22 protein-coding genes and 1 tRNA gene are annotated in these 21,095 nt (G+C 61.3%); 11 read left to right on the top strand and 12 right to left on the bottom strand.

Going from position 1 to position 21,095, the window contains the following annotated elements; all coding sequences use genetic code 11:
• Positions 1-217: 217 nt before the first annotated feature.
• Both EOA22_RS03490 and EOA22_RS03485 read left to right on the top strand, forming a co-directional pair.
• On the top strand, positions 218-562 hold the full coding sequence (locus EOA22_RS03490) for a metalloregulator ArsR/SmtB family transcription factor (RefSeq protein WP_127389844.1): 345 nt from the start codon (positions 218-220) through the stop codon (positions 560-562).
• Positions 563-726: 164 nt separating this feature from the next.
• Positions 727-1,542: an RNA methyltransferase gene (locus EOA22_RS03485; RefSeq protein WP_063168873.1), complete on the top strand. Its 816-nt coding sequence runs from the start codon at positions 727-729 to the stop codon at positions 1,540-1,542.
• 92 nt (positions 1,543-1,634) lie between these two features.
• Here the strand turns inward: EOA22_RS03485 and EOA22_RS03480 are convergent, their stop codons facing one another.
• Both EOA22_RS03480 and EOA22_RS03475 read right to left on the bottom strand, forming a co-directional pair.
• Positions 1,635-2,771: a hypothetical protein gene (locus EOA22_RS03480; RefSeq protein ID WP_063168874.1), complete on the bottom strand. Its 1,137-nt coding sequence runs from the start codon at positions 2,769-2,771 to the stop codon at positions 1,635-1,637.
• A 176-nt stretch (positions 2,772-2,947) separates the two neighbouring features.
• On the bottom strand, positions 2,948-3,484 hold the full coding sequence (locus tag EOA22_RS03475) for an EipA family protein (RefSeq protein WP_224621527.1): 537 nt from the start codon (positions 3,482-3,484) through the stop codon (positions 2,948-2,950).
• Between the two features lie 391 nt (positions 3,485-3,875).
• Here EOA22_RS03475 and EOA22_RS03470 point away from each other — a divergent pair, with 391 nt between their 5' ends.
• Positions 3,876-4,505, top strand: a complete 630-nt coding sequence (locus tag EOA22_RS03470; RefSeq protein ID WP_024504504.1) for a histidine phosphotransferase family protein — start codon at positions 3,876-3,878, stop codon at positions 4,503-4,505.
• 238 nt (positions 4,506-4,743) lie between these two features.
• The gene (locus EOA22_RS03465) at positions 4,744-5,148 is read left to right on the top strand and encodes a response regulator (protein ID WP_024504503.1); all 405 of its coding nucleotides are present in this window, start codon (positions 4,744-4,746) and stop codon (positions 5,146-5,148) included.
• A gap of 104 nt (positions 5,149-5,252) precedes the next feature.
• On the opposite strand, the gene ctrA is transcribed toward EOA22_RS03465, so the two are convergent.
• Positions 5,253-5,948 (bottom strand): cell cycle two-component system response regulator CtrA, encoded by a 696-nt coding sequence (gene ctrA, locus EOA22_RS03460; protein ID WP_006203583.1) that lies wholly within the window; start codon positions 5,946-5,948, stop codon positions 5,253-5,255.
• A gap of 452 nt (positions 5,949-6,400) precedes the next feature.
• Between ctrA and EOA22_RS03455 the strand changes: the two genes are divergently transcribed.
• Positions 6,401-6,778 carry a flagellar export protein FliJ gene (locus tag EOA22_RS03455; protein ID WP_013529907.1) on the top strand — a complete coding sequence of 126 codons (378 nt, stop codon included), beginning with the start codon at positions 6,401-6,403 and terminating at the stop codon, positions 6,776-6,778.
• A gap of 96 nt (positions 6,779-6,874) precedes the next feature.
• On the opposite strand, the gene EOA22_RS03450 is transcribed toward EOA22_RS03455, so the two are convergent.
• Positions 6,875-7,273 carry a helix-turn-helix domain-containing protein gene (locus tag EOA22_RS03450; protein ID WP_013529906.1) on the bottom strand — a complete coding sequence of 133 codons (399 nt, stop codon included), beginning with the start codon at positions 7,271-7,273 and terminating at the stop codon, positions 6,875-6,877.
• 90 nt (positions 7,274-7,363) lie between these two features.
• Between EOA22_RS03450 and EOA22_RS03445 the strand changes: the two genes are divergently transcribed.
• Complete coding sequence (locus tag EOA22_RS03445) at positions 7,364-8,290, top strand: NADP-dependent oxidoreductase (RefSeq protein ID WP_063168875.1); 927 nt, start codon at positions 7,364-7,366, stop codon at positions 8,288-8,290.
• A 69-nt stretch (positions 8,291-8,359) separates the two neighbouring features.
• Here EOA22_RS03445 and EOA22_RS03440 read toward each other — a convergent pair whose 3' ends face one another.
• A complete protein-coding gene (locus tag EOA22_RS03440; protein WP_013529904.1) occupies positions 8,360-8,635 on the bottom strand; it encodes a DUF1153 domain-containing protein in 276 nt (91 codons plus the stop codon).
• Positions 8,636-8,924: 289 nt separating this feature from the next.
• Here EOA22_RS03440 and mnmA point away from each other — a divergent pair, with 289 nt between their 5' ends.
• Complete coding sequence (gene mnmA, locus EOA22_RS03435) at positions 8,925-10,115, top strand: tRNA 2-thiouridine(34) synthase MnmA (protein ID WP_063168876.1); 1,191 nt, start codon at positions 8,925-8,927, stop codon at positions 10,113-10,115.
• 56 nt (positions 10,116-10,171) lie between these two features.
• Here mnmA and EOA22_RS03430 read toward each other — a convergent pair whose 3' ends face one another.
• Positions 10,172-11,137 (bottom strand): Gfo/Idh/MocA family oxidoreductase, encoded by a 966-nt coding sequence (locus tag EOA22_RS03430; RefSeq protein WP_013529902.1) that lies wholly within the window; start codon positions 11,135-11,137, stop codon positions 10,172-10,174.
• 240 nt (positions 11,138-11,377) lie between these two features.
• On the opposite strand from EOA22_RS03430, the gene EOA22_RS03425 reads away from it, so the two are divergent.
• Positions 11,378-11,454, top strand: a tRNA-Met gene (locus EOA22_RS03425).
• A gap of 181 nt (positions 11,455-11,635) precedes the next feature.
• Here the strand turns inward: EOA22_RS03425 and fghA are convergent.
• From fghA to EOA22_RS03395, 6 genes are all read right to left on the bottom strand, one after another.
• Positions 11,636-12,481, bottom strand: a complete 846-nt coding sequence (gene fghA, locus EOA22_RS03420) for an S-formylglutathione hydrolase (protein WP_063168877.1) — start codon at positions 12,479-12,481, stop codon at positions 11,636-11,638.
• A 212-nt stretch (positions 12,482-12,693) separates the two neighbouring features.
• Complete coding sequence (locus tag EOA22_RS03415) at positions 12,694-13,821, bottom strand: S-(hydroxymethyl)glutathione dehydrogenase/class III alcohol dehydrogenase (RefSeq protein WP_063168878.1); 1,128 nt, start codon at positions 13,819-13,821, stop codon at positions 12,694-12,696.
• A 58-nt stretch (positions 13,822-13,879) separates the two neighbouring features.
• Positions 13,880-14,530, bottom strand: coding sequence for a glutathione S-transferase (locus EOA22_RS03410; protein WP_063168879.1), 651 nt, complete (start codon positions 14,528-14,530; stop codon positions 13,880-13,882).
• Between the two features lie 71 nt (positions 14,531-14,601).
• A complete protein-coding gene (locus tag EOA22_RS03405) occupies positions 14,602-16,368 on the bottom strand; it encodes a Rieske 2Fe-2S domain-containing protein (RefSeq protein WP_063168880.1) in 1,767 nt (588 codons plus the stop codon).
• A 21-nt stretch (positions 16,369-16,389) separates the two neighbouring features.
• Positions 16,390-17,283 (bottom strand): aromatic ring-hydroxylating dioxygenase subunit alpha, encoded by an 894-nt coding sequence (locus EOA22_RS03400; RefSeq protein ID WP_013529897.1) that lies wholly within the window; start codon positions 17,281-17,283, stop codon positions 16,390-16,392.
• Between the two features lie 29 nt (positions 17,284-17,312).
• A complete protein-coding gene (locus EOA22_RS03395) occupies positions 17,313-18,170 on the bottom strand; it encodes an aromatic ring-hydroxylating dioxygenase subunit alpha (protein ID WP_032809603.1) in 858 nt (285 codons plus the stop codon).
• 250 nt (positions 18,171-18,420) lie between these two features.
• Here EOA22_RS03395 and EOA22_RS03390 point away from each other — a divergent pair, with 250 nt between their 5' ends.
• From EOA22_RS03390 to EOA22_RS38600, 3 genes are all read left to right on the top strand, one after another.
• Entirely contained in the window at positions 18,421-19,257 is an 837-nt protein-coding gene (locus tag EOA22_RS03390; RefSeq protein ID WP_024505100.1) for a GntR family transcriptional regulator, read from the top strand.
• A complete protein-coding gene (locus EOA22_RS03385) occupies positions 19,254-20,348 on the top strand; it encodes a BMP family ABC transporter substrate-binding protein (protein WP_013529894.1) in 1,095 nt (364 codons plus the stop codon). Before EOA22_RS03390 ends, EOA22_RS03385 begins: the two co-directional genes overlap by 4 nt.
• A gap of 97 nt (positions 20,349-20,445) precedes the next feature.
• Positions 20,446-21,095 (top strand): ATP-binding cassette domain-containing protein (locus EOA22_RS38600; protein ID WP_245478588.1); only part of this gene is annotated, 650 nt, incomplete at its 3' end.

The following is a 21,095-nucleotide window of genomic DNA, read 5'->3' as shown; positions in this document are numbered from 1 at the left end:
GGCACGTTCTGGTCGATATGGCGAGGGCGGGCCGAGCCATTGTCGACGCCGGGACTGAGACTTAATTATGCTGGATCAAAAGCAACACTTGAGATTTAGGTGAAATGCTCTACCTTTTAGTGACGCTGAATCGCCAGCGCCGATCGATAAGTGAATTTATGGAATCAGACGCCATTGCCCCCATGGCGTCGGGATGAACAGGAAGCATGGGGGATCGATGGTCTCGACAAAGCTAATCGTGAACGCCGAATCGGCGGCAGAGTTTCTCATGCTGATGGGCAATGAGAAGCGACTGTTGATCATGAGCTACCTCGCCGAAGGTGAAATGTCGGTGGGAGCCATAGCCGAGAAGGTGATGCTCAGCCAATCCGCCCTGTCCCAGCATCTCGCCAAGTTGCGGGCGCTCGACCTTGTCGCCACCCGCCGCGACCGGCAGATGATTTACTACTCCTGCAAATCCGACGCCGTGCGAGAACTGCTTGTCATGTTGGACGGCATTTTCGGCAGCGGCAAGGATGACCTGTCCCAGATGGCGCACCGCTTGCGCCGTGCTGGAACCTGACCACACAGCCGCCGATCTCGCCGGTGATTCAGAGCGGCATGCGCCGATTTGGGGCGCACAAAGCTGGCTGATTGTCCCGAATTGTCGCATCGTGCTTTCCAAACAAGGTGAGCGCCGGGAAGCGGTCCGGATTTTCGGGCCGATGCGACGGTCGCGAGGAATGCATGGATCCCATTCGCATCGACGACCCGCAAGATCCGCGCGTCGCTGCCTATCTCGACATTCGCGAGCGTGACCTCGCCGGCCGGCAAGGCCGCTTCGTCGCCGAAGGCAAGGTGGTGCTCGACCTGCTGCTCACAACTGGACGCTTTGCCGCCGAATCGGTCCTCGTCCTGGAAAACCGGCTGGCGGGTCTCGACAAGATCCTGAGCAAGGCGCCCGCCGATCTCCCGGTCTATGTGGCAACCAGCGCGGTGATGGACGCAATCGCCGGATTTCACATGCATCGCGGCATCCTGGCCATGGGCCGCAAGGGAGCGCCGCAGCCGGCCGAAGCCCTGCTCGATGGCTTGCCGCCTCGTGCGCTGGTCGTGGTGCTCGTCGGCATCGCCAATCATGACAATGTGGGCTCGATCTTCCGCAACGCCGCCGCCTTTGGCGCTGACGCGGTTTTGCTGGATGCGACGTGCTGCGACCCGCTCTATCGCAAGGCGATCCGCGTTTCGGTCGGCGCCGCGCTCAAGATCCCGTTCGCATCGTTCACCGACACCGCCGGCTTCACAACGATGCTCGCCCGACGTGGCTTCGAACAATTCGCGCTCTCGCCCCGCGGGGAGACCGACATCCGCGATGCGCAGCGCAGCGAGCGCCTGGCGCTCTATCTCGGCACCGAGGGCGAAGGCTTGCCGGACGACCTGCTCGCAAGCCTGCACGACGTGCGGATCACCATGGCGGAAGGCTTCGACAGCCTGAATGTCGCCGCGGCTTCAGCCATCGCGCTGCATCATTTTTCGGCTAGAGCAATTCTAGGAAAAGTGTGAAGCGGTTTTCCGTCCAGAATTGCCTCAAAGCAAAGAGTTAGGGCATTTCGCCGTTTCCGTGAAACGGTGAAATGCTCTAAGGAGACCTGATCTCAGCTTGTCGCGTCAGCCTTCTGCAGCGCGCGCACGCGGTCGGCAAGACTGCGGTCACCGTTGCCGGAGCGTGCGTCCGACGGTACCGCCAATGCCATGGCGATCGGCGAACCAGGCCCCTCGAGCTTGGCCGTCAGATGGACGACCTCCGCCGCCAGCTCGTTCATCTGCTCGCGCAAGGCGGAGCTGCTGTCAGCGGCCTTGGAGGCGGCCAGTGCGGTGAGATCCGCCTTCAGCCGTTTGTTCTCGCGCGCCAGCGCCGTCAGCCTCGCCTCGAGCTGCTCACGGTCGCTATCGAGCTTGGCGATTGCCTTGTCGAAATCATCGCTCCTCGCGACATCGCCGCCCTTGCCGACCAGCCGCAAGGCTGGCGCGCTGTCCTCGGATTTCGATCTTTCGCGCATGCGTGCCAGTTCCTTTTCGCGGCGGTCGAGTTTGTCTTCTCGATCGGCAAGTGTGGCCAGCAGCCGTTCGACCTTCTTGTCGAGCTCGGCGGTCTTTTTCTTCTCGGCTTTCAGGGCGTCCCGCGCGGCCTTGCTTTCGGCCGCGATTTCCTGGCCGCGCCTGTCGGCTTCCTTGCGCTGGCCGCGCAGCATCGCAATGTCACTGGCGAGTTTCTGCATTTCGGACTCTCGCGCCACGAGCTCGATCTGCCGGCTGCTCGAGGAAAAACTGGCGTCGTCATACATGCGCTCCAGCTTTTCCAGCTCAAGGGCGCGCTTTTCCAGCTTGCGTTCGGTTTCCTTCAGACGCTCCGAAAGCTGCTGCAACTCGCCCTCTCGCTGACGCAGCGCTTCGTTCTTCGCGCCCAGCTCGGTCAGCACCTGGTTCTTGTCAGTCCGCTCGACCGCCAGGCCCTTCATGGCCTCGCGACCGCGATTGATCTCGACCAGTTGTTCGGCCGCCTTCTCACGCAACGCCTTGACGCTGATTTCCAGGCGGCGCGTCGTCATGGCGTATTCGGCGCGGATGCGATCCTTGTCCGCCTGGATCTCGGTCTGCGTCAGAGGGATCGAGGATTCGATGCGTTTGCGTGTAAGCGCGACCGCACGACGCCATATGGCCGGAGCCACCATGAGCGCCAGAAAGCCAGCGCAGAGAAAGCCGAGGACGAAGAACAGGACCGACTGGACCAAGTGACTACCCGTTGTGGCCGGCAAGCATCAAAAGCGCATAGATCGCTTTGACTGTGCCACGTTGACATGGCGGAAATCCAGCGTTGCGGCAAGGGTTTGCCGCAACGGTACGAGTTTAATGCATGTCGACCCAAAAGCGGTCCCGGTTTTGGACAACGACAGCCAAGGACTTCAGCCTAGAACGGATTCCACGTGGCCCGCTCGGTAAGCTTCAGATAGCCGAGATTGACGCCGAGCCGAGCACCGACGCCGGTGCGGATCGGCACCAGGAGAACATTGTTGTTCTTCAGCACGTTGAAGCCGACGCCCGCCACCACATAGGCTGAACCGGCAACGCCGCCATAGCGGTTGTAGAGGCTGCCCACATCATCGAGATTGTAGACCAGCATCATCACCCGCGACCCCTCGCCGCCGAAATCCCAGCCGAGCGACGGGCCTTGCCAGAACACTTTGTGGTCGCCGGCATTCTTGGTGTAGAGCGTGCCTTCGCCATAGGTCAGGCCACCGATCAGCGCACCAGAACCCTCTTCGCCCAGCAGATAGCCGTTGGGCAGGCCGTAGGAGGCAAAAATCTTCTCGATCACCGTGGCGAGTCCGCCCGATGTGGCGCCAAAAAATTTGTGACCGGAATCGACAATCTCCTGAGCGGTGTATTCCTGGGCCCGCAGGGCTGAAGTCGAGAAGACGAGAACGCCCAGGAGCGTGACCGCCATTGAGAAGACACGGAGAAAGCTCCGGTCGTAGTATCGGGAAAACATGCTTCCAATCTCCGTCAGGGAGCACCTTCGCCGACGCCTCGCACCCCGTACGGCTCTTTTAGCCGGCCGTTAAGGGTAACTGTTAGGGGCAAATTATGCCGTAATCCTTTTTCAACCATTAAGCTCCCACATGAACATGGCGGTTCGAAGGCTGTTTGGGGTCGCTCAACTGGGGTCGGCAGCCTGCGTGAACACGCCATTTGCCACAACCACAATTTGGATTTGTTGCTGCACGCACGGGCGCTGTGTATTCAGAAAGCCTGAGGAGAGAGTGCGTGATTCGTGTGGCAGGCGACGATCGATCGCCCGGCCATGAGTTGTGAGATTTTGCAGGGATTTTTCGCCGATGGCCGATCTGTTCACCCTTTCCGCACCCGATCTGGCAGCGCTTTTGTGCAGCCGGGTCTGCCACGATATCATCTCGCCGGTCGGCGCGATCAACAACGGGCTCGAATTGCTTGATGAAGGCGGCGCCGATGAGGACGCCATGAAGCTGATCCGTCAGAGCGCCCGCAACGCTTCGGCCCGCCTTCAGTTCGCCCGCATCGCCTTCGGTGCCGCCGGTTCGGCCGGTATGTTGATCGATACCGGCGATGCCGAAGCGGTCGCCATCGCCTTCCTCAAGAACGAAAAGCCGGAACTGACCTGGAACGGGCCCCGCGCGTTGCTGCCCAAGAACAAGGTCAAGCTGCTGCTCAACCTGATCCTCGTCGCCAATGCCGCCATTCCGCGCGGCGGCAAGCTTTCCGTGACGCTGGAAAACCTTGAGACCGAACCGCGTTTCGCGCTTGCGTCGGCTGGCCCGATGCTGCGGGTGCCGCCGAAATTCCTCGAACTGCATTCCGGCCACAAGCCGGAGGAGCCGATCGACGCGCATTCCGTGCAGCCCTATTACACGCTGCTTCTGGCGCGCGAGGCCGGCATGACGATATCGATCCACGCGACGCCGGAAGAAATCGTGCTTTCGGCGGCCTGATGCGCAGCCGATAAAGCGAAGTATTTTTTCATTTAAAGCTGTAATTCCAGCTCATCGACTTGAGATGCGTCTGGTCGTTCAGGCGGCGCCAAAGCATTCGTGAATAAAAGTAGGCACCTGCCCATCTTTATAAAAATTTTACCTAACGCCTTTTCGGCTTCTTTACCAGATTGGCCTATGGTGCGTCCTGGATGCCCCCGACGCTACCGGACTGCCAGAAGGCAAAGAGGACCCGGAAATGAAACGCTGCATGTTCGTCGACGATTCAAGCGTTATCAGGAAGGTTGCAAAACGCATCCTGGGCGGCTCCGAAATGATTGTCATCGAGGCCGCCAGCGGACTTGACGCGCTGGAGATGTGCGCCGCCGACATGCCCGACATCATCGTCGTCGATGGCGCCTTGCCCGACGTACCGGCGGTCGATCTCATCCGTCGCGTCCGCGCCATGGAGAGCCCGATAAGGCCGCAGATCCTGATTTCCCTGGTCGAGCTCGATATTGCTTCGATCATGCGGGCCAAGCGAGCCGGCGCCCAGGGCTATCTCTTGAAGCCGTTCAACCGCCCGCAGTTGCTCGAGCGCTTTCGCACCTTGAAGAGCGCACCTGATTCGGCATCCTTGAGCAACTCCAGAAAAAGTGCGTGACGGTCTTCTGCTCGGAAGCCCAGAAGCAGACCGTTACCAGCCCATCATGCAAAAACCCGGCCGAAGCCGGGTTTTTTATTGAAAAGATTCGAACGATTCGTCGCTCAGGCGCTGACGCGAATGTCTTCCGGTTCGCGCAGCACATAGCCGCGACCCCAGACCGTTTCGATGTAGTTCTGACCGCCCGATGCCGCGTCGAGCTTTTTGCGCAGCTTGCAGATGAAGACGTCGATGATTTTCAGCTCAGGCTCGTCCATGCCGCCATAGAGGTGGTTGAGGAACATTTCCTTGGTCAACGTGGTGCCCTTGCGTAGCGAGAGCAACTCCAGCATCTGGTATTCCTTGCCGGTCAGGTGCACGCGCTGGCCGCCGACTTCGACTGTCTTGGCATCGAGGTTGACCACCAGGTCGCCGGTGGTGATGACCGACTGGGCGTGGCCCTTGGAACGCCGCACGATGGCATGAATGCGGGCAACCAGCTCGTCCTTGTGGAATGGCTTGGTCATGTAGTCGTCTGCGCCGAAGCCGAGGCCGCGCACCTTGTCCTCGATGCCGGCCATGCCGGAGAGGATGAGAATAGGTGTTTTGACCTTGGAAAGGCGAAGCGTTCTCAAGACCTCGTAGCCTGACATGTCAGGCAGGTTGAGGTCGAGAAGAATGATATCGTAGTCGTAGAGCTTGCCTAGATCGACGCCCTCTTCACCGAGATCGGTCGTGTAGACGTTGAAACTTTCCGATTTCAGCATCAGTTCGATGCTTTGTGCGGTTGCACTGTCATCTTCTATCAGCAGAACACGCATTTTATTCCCCTTTTCTGCTGCCGGACCATTTCACGACCCGTCCGGACCCGGAGCAGTGGTTGCCTTGTGCAGAGGCTGCCATTGAATGGTTAACAAATCCTAATTTCCCGTCCATGACGGTACCAGATTTTTTAACCTCTTTCTACACCCTCTTGAATCTAATAACGAATCTCAGAACCAAATTCCTAATGCAACACATTAACAACCTGGACTAAGCGACTCCAGGGACTCATCGACGTCGCTTCCGCATCGGTGGCCGGAATTTTTACCCGGCCTTAAGTCCTGACCCGTATGATTAACAATGCCCGTAAACGAATGGTTACCGCCGGCAAAAAACTTTAGGGTTTTGTTTCCCATAGTTGGGGGAAAGCCGGTGGACACGGGTGCGGCCTGGGCGTTTCCAGGTGGTTTGGACGATAAGTGCGGGTGTGCGTTTCCGGGAGTACCGAATCATGAAGTCACGTGAAAACCTCGTTCGGCTGAAACAGTTTCAGGTGAATGAGAAGCGGCGGCAGCTGCTGCAGCTCGACATGATGATCGCCGAGTTCGAACGCATGGCCGTCGAGCTGGAGCTTCAGATTACCGCCGAGGAAAAGAAGGCCGGCATCACCGACATCAACCATTTCGCCTATCCGACCTTCGCCAAGGCGGCTCGCCTGCGCCGCGACAATCTCAGGAATTCCCAAAGCGACCTCGCCCAGCAGCGAAGCGCCGCCGAATCATTACTCGGCGAAGCTGAAGCGGAGCTTTCCAAAGCGGAAATGCTGGAATCGCGCGACACGAAGATCCGCGAAGCCGAAGTCGGTGGCCGCAGCGCCATGATCGGCTAAAACCCTGCCCTTGGCGACGTCAACGCTCGCCATCGGACTGGCGCATTGTCGCGGCTTGCGGCCCGGCGGAATACGCCCAGAAGAATGAAACCCGCCCTACGCGGCCCAATCCCCTTCATTCTCGGCAATTGCCCTTGCACGGGCATCCTTGATATCCGGCGCATGCTGCTCCGCCCATGACCTGATCTGGGTAAGCAGTCCCGCCAGGTTCTGACCGAGCTCGGTCAATTCATATTCGACGCGCGGCGGAATGACCGGAAAGATCTCGCGCCGTACCAATCCGTCGCGCTCGAGCACGCGCAGCGTCTGGGTCAGCATCTTCGGCGTGATGCCGTCAAGCTTCCGGGCAAGCTCGCCATTGCGCAGCCGGCCTTTGCGCAGCGCGCAAACCACCAGATAGACCCATTTGCTGGCCAGCATCTCCAGCACCGTGTGCGAAGGACACGTTCGCCGGAACGCGTCATAGCCGAAACCGCAATCATCTTCACTATCCATGAGGTGCGTATGTATCAGAAAGGTACATACTGGACAAGGGACTATTACTATCCAAATGATAGTGGCATCAACCGAGCAGGAGATATCTCAATGCGTGCCGCTATCCAGAATTCCGTCGGCGGACCCGACGTCCTTGTCATCGCCGATCAGCCCGATCCCACGCCAGAGGCCGGCGAAGTGCTGGTCGGTGTCAAGGCCGCGGGCATCAATCCGGTCGATGGCGCCGTCCGTGCCGGCTACTACCCCTTGCTCGGCGAGCCGCCCTTCATCCTGGGTTGGGATATCTCGGGAACTGTCGAAGCACTCGGCGCCGGCGTCACCGGCTTCAAGATCGGCGACGAGGTGTTCGGGATGCCGCGCTTTCCCAAGCAGGCCGCCGCCTATGCCGAGTTGGTTGCCGTACCTGCCGATCAAATCACACTGAAGCCGAAGGGCGCGGGCCACCTCGAGGCAGGCGCCTTGCCGCTGGCCGGCCTCACCGCCTGGCAAGGGCTTGTTCGCCACGGCGGGCTGAAATCGGGGCAGCGCGTATTGGTGCATGCGGGAGCCGGCGGCGTCGGTCATCTGGCGGTGCAGATCGCCAAGGCGCGCGGCGCCCACGTCGTCGCCACGGCCAGCCCGGGCAAGCTCGATTTCGTCCGCAACCTCGGCGCCGACGAGGTCATCGACTACACCAAGGGCGATTTCACCGACCAGGTTCGCGACATCGATCTGGTGCTGGATCCAATGGGGGGCGACCACGCCCAACGCTCGCTGAAGGTGCTCAAGCGTGGCGGCGTGCTGGTGTCACTGCTCGATGTCAGCGACGACACAAGGGCGCACGCCAGTGCGCGCGATATTCGGGTCGAGCGTATGTCGGTCTTCCCCGACAGGGAGGGCCTGCTGGAACTGGCTCGGTTGATCGATGCCAACAAGATCACCGTCCATGTGGCGAAGAGCTTCCCACTGGACCAGGCGGGGGCCGCTCACGCCTTCCTTGCCACCAAGCCGATCGGCAAGGTTGTGCTGTCGCTCTGAGCGGAACGGTGACCGTGAAAAACAGAAGGGCGCGGAGTTAGCCGCGCCCTTCATCTAAATTCGCAATGGTCAGTGCCGGTATTGCTGGATGCGTGTCGTGCGCAGCCCGGCAAGGCCGTATTCGTCGATCGACGCCTGCCAGGACAGGAATTCCTCGGTGGTGAGCTTGTAGCGTTGGCATGCCTCGTCCAGGCTCAAAAGCCCGCCGCGCACGGCCGCAACCACTTCCGCCTTACGCCGGATAACCCAGCGACGTGTATTGGTCGGCGGCAGATCGGCAATCGTAAGAGGGCTGCCGTCAGGCCCGATAACATATTTGACTCTCGGTCTAACCAGATCGGTCATCGTACTCTCTACAAAAAACTCAAAGACCCAATCCCCGCCACGTTACCGCCACAGCTTTAAAAATTGCCTAAGCAGACCCTAATGACTAGGTAAGGATCATGAACGCCGCGTTAGTCTTTTCGCCGGCATTTGAAACATCTGCCCGCAAACCCTGATTTGCCGGGGGAAAATGCATCCCTTGGCGAAGATCGGCCACAAACGGTGAATCGCCCTGCACGCTGGCGCGCCGGTAAAGCTTGACCTATATTCTCGACATTGGCATTGAGGCGCCGCGCAGAACGAAAGCATCATGAACAGTCTCGATCTTCCCGGACGTCCCGAAAACACCCGCATCGTCGTCGCCATGTCCGGCGGTGTCGATTCATCGGTCGTCGCCGGCCTGCTGAAACGCGAGGGCTACGACGTCGTCGGCGTCACCTTGCAGCTCTACGACCACGGCGCGGCGACGCACCGGGCCGGCTCATGCTGCGCGGGGCAGGACATCGACGATGCCCGCCGTGTCTCCGAGACGCTCGGCATCCCCCATTATGTGCTCGACTACGAGGAACGCTTCCGCAAGGCGGTCATCGATCCCTTCGCCGAGAGCTACGTCGCCGGCGAGACGCCGATCCCGTGCGTTTCCTGCAACCAGACGGTGAAGTTCGCCGACCTCCTGGCCACCGCCAAGGAGCTCGGCGCCGACGCGCTGGCCACCGGCCACTACATCCGTTCCGGCGCCAATGGCGCCCAGCGCGCGCTCTACCGTCCGGTCGACGCCGACCGTGACCAGAGCTACTTCCTGTTCGCCACCACGCAGGCGCAGATCGACTATCTGCGCTTTCCCCTCGGCGGCCTGTCGAAGCCTCAGGTTCGCGCCATCGCCGAGGAGATGGGGCTGGCGGTTGCCGCCAAGCAGGACAGCCAGGACATCTGCTTCGTGCCGCAGGGCAAGTATTCCGACATCATCGCCAAGCTGAAGCCAACTGCGGCCAATCCGGGCGACATCGTCCACATCGACGGCCGCGTGCTCGGCCGCCATGAGGGCATCCTGCGCTACACGATCGGCCAGCGCCGCGGCATCGGCATCGCTTCCGGCGAGCCGCTTTACGTCGTCCATCTCGATGCCGACCGGGCTCGCGTCGTGGTTGGCCCGCGCGAGGCGCTGGAGACGCACAAGATCTATCTCCGCAATATGAACTGGCTGGGCGACGGACCGCTCACAGACGTCCCTGCCGGCGGCCTGGAACTGTTCGCCAAGGTCCGCTCGACGCGGCCGCCGCGCCCGGCCGTGCTGCATCATCGTGCCGGTGCCACATGGGTGGAACTGGTAGACGGCGAGTCCGGCATCGCGCCGGGCCAGGCCTGCGTGCTCTACTCCGATGACGGCAACGAGGCCCGCGTGTTCGGCGGCGGCTTCATCGAGCGATCGGAGCGTGGCGCCGAGGCCGAGGCCATGCTGACCCGGCTTGCCGCCCGGCCGGACCAGATTCCCGCGGAATAAGATTCCCGCGGAATAAGATTCTTGCCGAATAAGTTTCCTGCCGAATAATCCGCGCTTCAGGAATTCGACTTGGTGTGGGTGACCGTGCCGGCGGTCAGGATGCGCAGCACCCTGATCGCTTCCTCGCCGCTGGTACGCGGTTCGGCACGCGTCTCGATGCACTGGATGAAATGCTCCAGCTCGCGCGTCAGCGGCATGCCCTGGGCAACCGCGACATAGGACGGCTCATTGGTGGTGAAGGCCCATTGGCCGCTGTCCTGCCACACCGCGTGGCGGTAGACGGCCAGCTTGCGTTCCCATGGCTCGACGTCGTCGAACACCGCCATTGCCTTGGTGCCGACCACGGTCAGCCGCCGCTCGCGATAGGGATTGAGACGCGAGGTGAAGAGATGGCTGCGCAGGCCGTTGGGGAAGCGCATGTGCAGATGCGCGAAGTCGCTGAGATTGTCGAGCAGGGCGGCCCCCTCGCCGCGCACCTCGATCGGCTCTGTGCCGGTGATCGCCAGGATCATCGACAGATCGTGCGGCGCCAGGTCCCACAGCGCGTCGTTCTCTGTGTGGAACTTGCCGAGGCCGAGCCGGTGAGAGTGGATGTAGCGGACCTCCCCGAGTTCGCCCTTGTCGATCAGCCCCTTCAGCGTCTCGAAGGCGGGGTGGAACCGCAGGACATGGCCGACCATGAAGACGCGGCCATTGTCCTTGGCCGCCTGCACCGCACGCTCGGCATCCGCCACCGTCAGCGCGATCGGCTTTTCCACCAGCACGTCCTTGCCGTTCTCGACGGCACGTACCGCAAGGTCGGCATGGAACTGCGGCGGCAGCGCCATGACGATGGCGTCGATATCGTCACGGACGAACAGCTGGTCCGGCTCGATCGCCAGGCAGTCCTGCTCGCTGGCAAAGCCTTCCGCGCGGGCCCGGTTGGTATCGGAGACCGCGTGCAGCGCGCCGAGCGCCTTGAGAGTGCGGATGTGGTTGCTGCCCCAGTATCCGCAACCGAGGACTGCTATGCGCGGCTTCATCTGTTTCAAACTCTAAAAACTCGTGGCCGAGACATAGCGACGTGCCCCTTCGAACTCAACCCCGGCGGCGACAACCAAATGTCGCCGCGGCAAAGCTTTTCGATAATGACGATAAGCCGGCAAGCCGGTTGCTTCGAAGCTTGACAGGCTCACCTTCCCAACCTTATATCCGCGCGACCTTGGCGAACGCCCCCGACATGCCCTTCGATTTGAGGCGGATTTCGGGCCTTTCGCCGCCCTGGCGGGGTAGCTCAGTTGGTTAGAGCACGGGAATCATAATCCTGGGGTCGGGGGTTCAAGTCCCTCTCCCGCTACCAAAATCCAGTTAAACCATGGAAATGGCTAAAAATTTATACGCGTTGGTAGCGCTTCCGGTTGAAATTGTTCAATAATTTCAATGCGGCGCCATCGTGTTCCTCGCCCCGGTAGAGACGAGAAAGAGTAACGCGTTCCTCGCTTGGACGAGGATTAATCCGATTGCATCGCTCGGACCTCGACCTATGCAAGCCATTCCGCATGCCATCTCAAATGGTCGTCCATGAATGTCGAAATGAAGAAATACGAATGGTCGTATCCGTCCTGCATGCGCAACGTCAGCGGAATGCCGGCTTTGGCGCAGGCCGCCTCCAAAAGCCAGGGTCTCAGCCCGTCATTCAGGAACCCGTCCGATGTTCCCTGATCGACGAGAAATTCCGGGAAGCGGCGCCCGTCTTCAACAAGCGAAGTAGCGTCGTAGGCCCGCCACGAGGCCTCATCCGTGCCGAGATATTTTTCGAAAGCCGGCCTTGACCAGCCGGCAGCGCTTGGCTGCACGATCGGCGCAAATGCCGAGCAACTCCTGAACCGCTGCGGGTTTTTCAAAGCAATCGTCAGCGCGCCGTGTCCGCCCATCGAATGGCCCGTTATGGCTTGGCGCGACATGTCTGCCGGAAAATTAGCGGCGATCAGCGTGGGTAGTTCCTCGACGAGGTAGGAATACATCCGGTAGTTCTTCGCATAAGGCTCCTGCGTTGCATCAAGATAAAAGCCGGCGCCGCCGCCAAACTGCCAATTGTCCTTGTCATCAGGGATGTCGGCGCCGCGCGGACTGGTGTCTGGACAGACGACGATCAGGCCAAGTTCGGCGGCCATGCGCCTGTATTCGCCTTTGTCCATGACATTTTGATGGGTGCAGGTCAGTCCCGACAAATACCACACCACGGGGCAAGGCGTTTCCCGGGCCTGTGGAGGCACGAAAACGGCAAACGTCATGTCGCAGCAGCAACTCGTCGACAGGTGCGAATAGATGCCCTGCACTCCGCCATGGGATTTTGCCTGGGAGATGGTCTTCATGGGTTCCGGCATATTCCCTCTCCACGGATTTCAAACGCCAATGGGCCGGTGTCTACGGCATCGACCATGATCGCGGCAACCCGGGCGGATCAGGTGGGGTCGAACCGACCGGCGGCGCGGACATCCGGAATGTCAGTCGCGCCGCCGGCCTAACGCCCGATGTCGGGGAGGCACGGTATTTTGGGAACACAGAGCCTTCGACGCGAGCGTGTCGTGTGAGCCGGTCAGTAAACCACGACGCTGCGAATGCTCTCCCCGGCATGCATGAGATCGAAACCCTTGTTGATGTCCTCGAGCTTGAGCGTGTGGGTGATCATCGGGTCGATCTGGATCTTGCCGTCCATGTACCAGTCGACGATCTTCGGCACATCGGTGCGGCCGCGCGCGCCGCCGAAGGCGGTGCCCATCCAGGTGCGGCCGGTGACCAGCTGGAACGGCCTGGTCGAGATCTCCTGGCCGGCGCCGGCCACGCCGATGACCACCGACTTGCCCCAGCCGCGATGCGAGGCTTCCAGCGCCTGACGCATCACCTTGGTGCTGCCGGTGCAGTCGAATGTGTAGTCGGCGCCGCCGATCTGGTCGGCGCCACGCTTGGTCATGTTGACGAGGTAGGGCACGACATCGCCGTCGATCTCCTTCGGATTGACGAAATGCGTCATGCCGAAGCGCTCGCCCCACTCCTTCTTGTCGTTGTTCAAATCGACGCCGATGATCATGCCGGCGCCGGCAAGTTTCAGGCCCTGGATGACATTGAGGCCGATGCCGCCGAGGCCGAAGACGACCGCGGTGGCGCCGATCTCGACCTTGGCGGTGTTGATCACGGCACCGATGCCGGTGGTGACGCCGCAGCCGATGTAGCAGATCTTGTCGAAGGGCGCGTCCGGATTGACCTTGGCCAGTGCGATCTCGGGCAGCACGGTGAAGTTCGAGAAGGTCGAGCAGCCCATATAGTGAAAGATCTTGTCCTTGCCGATCGAGAAGCGCGACGAACCATCGGGCATCAGGCCCTGGCCCTGCGTGGCGCGGATCGCCGTGCAGAGGTTCGTCTTTCTCGACAGGCAGGACGGGCACTGGCGGCATTCGGGCGTATAGAGCGGGATGACGTGGTCGCCCTTCTTGAGCGAGGTGACACCCTTGCCGACATCGACGACGACGCCGGCGCCTTCATGGCCGAGGATGGCCGGAAACAGACCTTCCGGATCGGCGCCCGACAGTGTGAATTCGTCGGTGTGGCAAATGCCTGTCGCCTTGATCTCGACCAGCACTTCGCCCTCGCGCGGGCCCTCGAGGTCGACCTCCATGATCTCCAGCGGCTTTCCGGCGGCGACAGCGACAGCGGCGCGGGTTTTCATTCTTTTTCTCTCCCAAATCTCTATTTTGCCGGGCCAGAACGCGGCGCTTATGATCAGACTATGCGGCGATCTTGCCGGGGCCGGCGGGAAACACACCCGACATGACGGTGAAGCCCTTGATGCGCTTGACACGGTCGCACCAGCGCCGAATAGCCGGATAGTCCTGGCGCGGAACACCGCCTTCCTCCGACAGGATGATGTAAGGAAAACAGGCGATGTCGGCGATGGTCGGGTGACTGGCCGAACAGATCCAGTTGCGGCCCTGCTGTTCGCCGAACCACAGATGCTCGTCGAGGATACGGAAAAGGCGATGCGCGCCGGCACGCGCGGCGTCGATATCGAAGTCATAAAACAGCGCATCGTGCAGGCGGGCGGCCGACGCCGTCGAAGTGATACCGTCTGCAAAGGCCAGCCACTGGCTGATCTCGCCCAGCAGAGCGGGATTGTCCCGCGGATACCAGGTGCCCGACGGATCGTATTTCGAGGCGAGATAGACAAGGATCGCTTGGGCATCGCGCAAGATCAGCTCTTCATCCTCGATGACCGGCAGCTGGCCAAGCGGATTGAGTTTCAGGAACCATTCCGACTTGTGTTCGCGGCCGGGGTAGAAGTCGACCGGCACGGTCTTGTAGTCGATGCCGAGAAAACTCATCAGCAGCCGCAGCTTGTAGCAATTGCCCGACAGTTCGTAGTCGTAAAGCGTGATCATCGGCGGCTCCTAAAGCAATTCCAGGAAAAGTGTGTAACGGTTTTCCGTCCGGAATTGCGTAAAACAAACAGTTAGATGTCCAGCACGAGGCGTGCCGATTTGGCGCGCGAAACGCAGGTCATGATCTTGGTTCCGGCCTTCCTCTCGGCATCGTTGAGGTAGACGTCCTGATGGTCCGGTTCGCCCTCGATCACCGTCGCCACGCAAGTGCCGCAGGCGCCTTGCTCGCAAGACGACGGAACATCGATGCCGCTTTCGCGCATGACCTGCATGATCGTCTTGCCCGCCGGCACCTGAAGCGTGACGCAGGAGCGCGCCAGCGCGACCTCGAAGCTCGAACTGTCGTCGATCTTGTTGGTGTTCTTGAAGTACTCGAAATGGACGGCGCTATCCGGCCAGCCCTGCTCGGCCGCGATCTTGCGCGCGGCTTCCAGCATCGGTCCCGGGCCGCAGATGTAGAGATGCATGCCATTGCGATAACCGGCGAGGAGTTGTCGAAGCTCGGCGCCGGTCGCGTCGGGCGAGAGGCCGAGATGCGGCTTCAGCGCATCGCCGAGATGCTTCAGCCGATCGGCAAAGGCGAGGTGTTCCTCGCCTTGCGCGAAATAATGCAGCTCGTGCGCAAGCTCCTGGTTCTTCAGCGCCTGCGCCATGGCGAGCAGCGGCGTGATGCCGATGCCGCCGGCGACGAACAGCGTCTTGATCGCATCGCGGCGCAGCGGGAAGTTGTTGCGTGGCTCGGAAATCGCCAGCACGTCGCCCTCTCGCACCGTCTCATGCATGCATTTCGAGCCACCCTTGGAGTCCCGTTCCAGCTTGACGCCGATGGTGAAGCTGTCGGTTTCACCAGGACCGTTGGTGATCGAATACTGCCTGATCTCGCCATTGGGCATGTGGACGTCGATATGAGCTCCAGGCTGGAACGTCGGCAGGATGCCCTTGATCGGACGAAGCTCGAAGCCTGCGATCCCGTCGGCGGTCTGCCATTTTCTGGCCACGCTGACACGCAGCGCAGCCTTGCGGCCATGCGTGGTCACCTCAGGCATTTCGGCGAGTTCGGCCGAGACCCGTTCGTAGACCGGCTCGAGCGGCGCCGGCGCCGGCGCGTTCGCCACGTCGCGCTCGACCTCGTCGCGCAGCTTGGAAAGCCGCTCATTGTGGTGACGCAGAATGGCAATGCGCGCGGCGCCCTCGGCCTCCTGATCGAGCACGCCGCGGATCACCGAACGGTTGGAATCGACCGGCTGCACGAAGAAAACGCCCTGCGTCTCGGCGCCGCTGGCTCGCGAGCGAAGCGCCACAGCGAAATCCTGGGCGGCTTCGACGAGAATGTCGGCGCCCTCGCCGTCGATCGCTCCGTTGGGTTGAAAGCGATAGGCTCTCAGCCTCTCGACGACTTTGTCGGCCGGCGCGTTGACCGCGATGCCGCGCAAGGCGAGGAGCTTGTCTTCGGCGAGGCCGGCAATCTCAGGCACCTCCCCGCGCGGCTCTTCCGAGGACCAGACCAAGCCATAACGTTCGACCGCCGGAAAAGTGCGGTTGGTGATGGTGCGGGCGGGTGCATCGGCCGGATGAGCCGGGATATAGGTGCAGCCAGCGGTGCGGTTCGAATAACGCCAGCCGTGATACTGGCATTTCAGTTCGCGCCCGTCATTGATGCCGATCGACAGCCTGACGCCGCGATGCAGGCAGCGGTTCTCCCAGATGTTGACGTAACCGTCATCGGCCCGCCACACGGCGAATTCCCGGCCCAGCAACTGGCCGTGGAAAACGTGGCGAAACGGCAAATCATGGGCAGCGGCGATCGGATGCCACCGGCTTCTGGCTTCTTCCAACATCAATCGTCTCCAAAATGTCTGTCAGGCTGCAGCCGGGATGACCCCGTAGGTCACGCCCTTCTGGCTGAGCCAGCGCCGGTAGGCGATGGCCGACTTGTCAGCGCGGATCGGCGTCTCGGCGCGCGGATCGAGCGGCAGGCGCTTCGGCACCTGGTTTTCCAGGATCGGCTTGTCCTGGCCGAAGATCGTCTGCTGGAAACGCTTGATCACCTTGTCTTCATTGTCTTCGTCGAGCACGCAAAGCAGCATGTGGGCGCGCACATGCTCCTGGTCGACCGGCTGCAGGAAGACGGCGATGACATCGCGCCGGGTCTCGTCGACCGGGCTCGATTTATAGAGCACCGAGCAATAGGGATGCGGCACGCGATAGACGTAGTCGACGTCGGCGCCGCCATCGGACGCCGTCGACGCCATCGGCTGGAAGAAGCGGCAGCGCGTGGCCAGGATCTCGTCGCGATCGACGGAGATCTCGACGTCGTATTCCTTGACTTCGGTATGCGGCTCGACGCCGAGTATGTCGGTATGCACATAGGGGAAGTGGCCCATGTCGAGAAAGTTCTCGATGGCGCGTGGCGCCGAGACGTTGACGCCGAACGTTGCCGCATTGAGCTTGCGGCGGTCCGGCTCTTGATATTCGGGGATCGGGAACAGCTCGGCCGGCGGCGACCCGAGCGAAGTCCAGACATAGCCATAGGCGCTTATTGCAGGCAGCCTGTCGGCGGGTGGAATATGGTCAGCCCTTTGCACATCGGGACGCGAGCGCCAGACGACGGGCTCGCCATCCGCGTCCACCGCAAAGCTGAGGCGCTCCTCGAGCAGAACGGTCTCCTGGACGGCGCCGGGAGCAGCTTCCGCGATGGCGCCCACGGGATGCCAGAGATTGAGGATCACGGGATCAGCGCATTTCGTCATCATGTTATCCCTTCAAATACCCTCGGACGTCATCAGATCTGTGCCGGTATCGCACCATAGGTGACCGCCCTGTCACGCAGCCAGCGCCGATAGGAAACCGAGACGGCATCGGCGCGGATCGGCGTCTCGGCGCGCGGATCGAGCGGCAGGCGCTTGGGGACCTGGTTTTCCAGGATCGGCTTGTCCTGCGCGAAGATCAATTGCATGAAACTGCGCACCGTCGCCGCATCCATGCCCTCCTTGAGGTAGCAGAGATAGGGATGCGCGACGCAGTTCTCCTCGTCGACCGGCTGCACGAACAGCGTGATGACATCCAGCCTCCCCTTCTGGATCGGATTGCTCTTGTAGAGCGCCACCGTATAGGGCCGGATCACCTTGTAGATGTACTCGACGACGAACCCTTCCTTCGCGGTCGGCGACGCGATGGGCTGGTAGAATTTGCATTCGGTCGCCAGCACCTCGTCCTGGGGCGTGATTTCCACCTTGTAAGGCACGACCTCGGTATGCGGCTCCTCGCCGAGCCAGCCTGTGTGGATGAAGGGGAAATGCCCCATGTCGAGAAAATTCTCGACGGCGCGAAGGCCCGACACCTTGACCGCGATCGAGCCGCCGCTGACCAGATGTCGATCCGCCTCGTTGGCCTCGGGGATGTAGATGATGTCGCGCCAGGGTTTGTCCAGACAGGTCCAGACGAAGCCATAGCGCTCGGCGCTCTTCAACACGTCGCCGGTATCGTTGCGAACGACTTCGATCTTGTTTGAATGTTTTCGAACGACGAGATCGACCCCAAGCAGACGGGTCGAAAAGGGCACATCCTGGCTGAGCGATTCCTGGTCAGCGACGATATGCCAGTCGTTCAGAAGCTCGCGGTCGACGCAACGGGTTGCCATCGGCATCCCTCCCAACTCGGCTAGCCCTTCACCACGAACCTAGCCTGACGTTTCGCAATGACGAAATCACAAGATTGGATACCAATCAATGATTTTTTGTCAGCCAAAATCATTTTTTGTGTTGACAGACTATGATGATTGAATTCCGATATGGAAAACCTGAACCTGGGATATGGCACATCCCGAAGCGTCATGTCTTCATCATGGAAAGCCTGCTGATCATGTCGTCGCAAAGGCGGAGAACCGTGCCTTGAGCAGCCGCTCCCAGACGATCGCGGACACGCTGACCCGCGCCATCATCGACCATCGGCTGGTGCCCGGCTGCAAGCTCGGCGAGCGCGAGCTTGCCGAGATATTCGATGTCAGCCGCATCGTGGTGCGTCAGGCCCTGATACGGCTCGCCGATGACGGGCTGGCGCAGATCGAGCGCAACCGCGGCGCCTTCGTCGCCAGGCCAAGCATGCAGGAGGCAATGGAGATTTACGACGCGCTGACCCTTGTCGAACAGGGGGTGGCGGCCCAGCTCAGCGATCGCCTTGGCCCCGCCGGATGGGCCGAGCTGCGCCAGCATGTCGAACGCCAGCGCCAGGCAGTCGCCGCCGGCAACGATGCGCTGGCCGACGTGCTCGGCCAGGAATTCCACACGGTGTTCGTGCGCCTTAGCCGCAACAAGGTGATGCAGGAAATCCATGCCCAGCTGGTGCGCCGCACGACGCTGCTGCGCTCGCTCATTTCAGCCGATTTCGACTATTGCAATCTGCTCGACGATCATTCGAGGGTCGTCGACCTCCTGGAAAAGGGCCGCCTGAAACAGGCCATGGACCTGATCGACACGCATCACCGCACCGTGGTGCGCGGCTATATCATGGATCGCGACGTGTTTCCGGAGATGACGCCTGCCGAAGCGCTCGCACCCTATCTCGACGGCAAGGCCGACGGAGCGACGATATCGGCTGGATTGAGGCAGGCAAAACCATCCGGGAATGGCGACGGCGCGGTGCACGCGCACGTCCATCTCCCTAACAAAGACCGGGCATCGACAAGCCGGGCATCAACCAAAAAAACCAACAGAGGGTTACCGACATGAACGACCTGACAAGACGCGGATTCCTGAAATACAGCGGTGCGCTGGGTGCTGCGCTCGGTGCCGGAGGGCTGAGCACGGTCGCCAAGGCTCAAGAGGTGCTCAAGATCGGCGTCGTCTACGTCTCGCCGATCGCCGAAATCGGCTGGACCAAGCAGCACAGCCTTGGCGTCGAGGCGATCAAAGCCGCGTTCGGCGACAAGGCCGAACTCACCGTCATCGACAACATCTTCATGCCGCAGGATGCGGAGCGCATTTTCCGCGAGCTGGCCAGCGCCGGCAACAAACTGATCTTCGGCACCAGCTTTTCGCACGGAACGCCCATGCAGAAAGTGGCGCCGCGGTTCCCCAAGGTGGCTTTCGAACATTGCTCCGGCATCGTCCACCTTGCCAATCTGGGTACCTTTGAAGCCAAATATTACGAGGGCACTTTCGTCGCCGGCGCGGCCGGCGGCTACATGTCGAAATCGGGCAAGATTGGTTTCATCGGCGGCTTTCCGATTCCGGATATCGTCGGCCCGGCCAACGCGCTGCTGCTCGGTGCGCAAAGCGTCAATCCGAACGCCACCTGCAACGCCATCTTCCTCAATTCCTGGTTCGATCCGGGCAAGGAGAAGGAGGCCGCCAAGACGCTGCTTTCGCAAGGCTGCGACGTCATCTGCTCGATGACCGACACGGCGACGGGCGTCCAGGTCGCGGGTGAAGGCGGCGCCTGGTCGATCGGCTACGCCAGCGACATGGCCAAGTTCGCTTCGGGCAAACAGCTGACGTCCTTTGTCCTCGACTGGACCAGCGACTATGTCGGCGCCGCCAAGGCCGTCGCCGCCGGCACCTGGAAGCCGGAAGTGCGCTGGGATGGACTGGCAGCGGGCGTCGTGAAGATGGCGCCCTACAATGACGGCATACCGGCCGACACCAAGGCCAAGCTGAAGCAGCTCGAGGCCGACATCGGCAGCGGCAAGGTGCACCCCTATGGCGGCGAGTTGAAGGACCAGGCCGGCAACCTCAAGGTCGCTGCAGGCTCCGTCCTGGCCGATGACGATGTTCGCGGCATGAACTGGTTCGTCAAAGGCATGATCGGCAAGCTGAGCTGAACGCCATCAAAGAACCAGGGAGGCGCCGAGACCGACCTTCGGCGTCTCCCTGCCTGGTTCCCGTCCAACCTCGCTTCACGCCACGGCAGGACCCGCCATGCATCCGCGTCTAGAACTGCGCAACATCCGCAAACGCTATCCCGGCGTCGTCGCCAATGACGAGGTCTCGCTGTCTATCCAGCCCGGCGAAATCCACGCCGTGCTGGGCGAAAACGGCGCCGGCAAATCGACCCTGATGAAGATCATCTATGGCGCGGCGCAGGCCGATTCCGGCGAGATCTTCTGCGACGGCAATCCGATCGCGGCGCACAACCCGGCGACGTCGCGCGCGCTCGGCATCGAGATGGTCTACCAGCACTTCGCGCTGTTCGAATCCGTTTCAGTGGTCGAGAACATTGCGCTCTCGGCAAGCAGCGCCTTCGATCTGCCCTCGCTTGCCGCCAAGATCCGCGAGCTTTCGCTTCGCTACGGTATGCCGATCGATCCGCATCGCCAGGTGCATGACCTCTCTGTCGGCGAGCGGCAGCGCGTCGAGATCGTGCGCTGCCTGCTGCAGGCGCCCAAGCTTCTGATCCTCGACGAGCCGACTTCCGTGCTGACGCCACAGGCGGTGGTCAAGCTGTTCGAGACGCTTCGACAACTCGCCGCTGAAGGCTGCAGCATCGTCTACATCAGCCACAAGCTCGACGAGGTGCAGGAGCTCTGTGACACCGCAACCGTGCTGCGCAACGGCAAGGTCACCGGCAC

The organism is Mesorhizobium sp. M7A.F.Ca.US.014.04.1.1, from assembly GCF_003998745.1.
GTDB lineage: Bacteria > Pseudomonadota > Alphaproteobacteria > Rhizobiales > Rhizobiaceae > Mesorhizobium > Mesorhizobium ciceri.
The sequence above is the reverse complement of the archived record's forward strand: the minus strand, read 5'-3'. Positions and strand labels throughout refer to the sequence as shown.

Coding starts and splice junctions, on each gene's coding strand:
- EOA22_RS03455 (WP_013529907.1), top strand. CDS start 6,401: ATGAAGTCACGTGAAAACCTCGTTCGGCTGAAACAGTTTCAGGTGAAT.
- EOA22_RS03440 (WP_013529904.1), bottom strand. CDS start 8,635: ATGACCGATCTGGTTAGACCGAGAGTCAAATATGTTATCGGGCCTGAC.
- EOA22_RS03485 (WP_063168873.1), top strand. CDS start 727: ATGGATCCCATTCGCATCGACGACCCGCAAGATCCGCGCGTCGCTGCC.
- EOA22_RS03475 (WP_224621527.1), bottom strand. CDS start 3,484: ATGGCGGTCACGCTCCTGGGCGTTCTCGTCTTCTCGACTTCAGCCCTG.
- EOA22_RS03415 (WP_063168878.1), bottom strand. CDS start 13,821: ATGAAAACCCGCGCCGCTGTCGCTGTCGCCGCCGGAAAGCCGCTGGAG.
- EOA22_RS03410 (WP_063168879.1), bottom strand. CDS start 14,530: ATGATCACGCTTTACGACTACGAACTGTCGGGCAATTGCTACAAGCTG.
- EOA22_RS03490 (WP_127389844.1), top strand. CDS start 218: ATGGTCTCGACAAAGCTAATCGTGAACGCCGAATCGGCGGCAGAGTTT.
- EOA22_RS03405 (WP_063168880.1), bottom strand. CDS start 16,368: ATGTTGGAAGAAGCCAGAAGCCGGTGGCATCCGATCGCCGCTGCCCAT.
- ctrA (WP_006203583.1), bottom strand. CDS start 5,948: ATGCGTGTTCTGCTGATAGAAGATGACAGTGCAACCGCACAAAGCATC.
- fghA (WP_063168877.1), bottom strand. CDS start 12,481: ATGCCGGAACCCATGAAGACCATCTCCCAGGCAAAATCCCATGGCGGA.
- mnmA (WP_063168876.1), top strand. CDS start 8,925: ATGAACAGTCTCGATCTTCCCGGACGTCCCGAAAACACCCGCATCGTC.
- EOA22_RS03470 (WP_024504504.1), top strand. CDS start 3,876: ATGGCCGATCTGTTCACCCTTTCCGCACCCGATCTGGCAGCGCTTTTG.
- EOA22_RS03450 (WP_013529906.1), bottom strand. CDS start 7,273: ATGGATAGTGAAGATGATTGCGGTTTCGGCTATGACGCGTTCCGGCGA.
- EOA22_RS03445 (WP_063168875.1), top strand. CDS start 7,364: ATGCGTGCCGCTATCCAGAATTCCGTCGGCGGACCCGACGTCCTTGTC.
- EOA22_RS03430 (WP_013529902.1), bottom strand. CDS start 11,137: ATGAAGCCGCGCATAGCAGTCCTCGGTTGCGGATACTGGGGCAGCAAC.
- EOA22_RS03395 (WP_032809603.1), bottom strand. CDS start 18,170: ATGGCAACCCGTTGCGTCGACCGCGAGCTTCTGAACGACTGGCATATC.
- EOA22_RS03465 (WP_024504503.1), top strand. CDS start 4,744: ATGAAACGCTGCATGTTCGTCGACGATTCAAGCGTTATCAGGAAGGTT.
- EOA22_RS03385 (WP_013529894.1), top strand. CDS start 19,254: ATGAACGACCTGACAAGACGCGGATTCCTGAAATACAGCGGTGCGCTG.
- EOA22_RS03400 (WP_013529897.1), bottom strand. CDS start 17,283: ATGATGACGAAATGCGCTGATCCCGTGATCCTCAATCTCTGGCATCCC.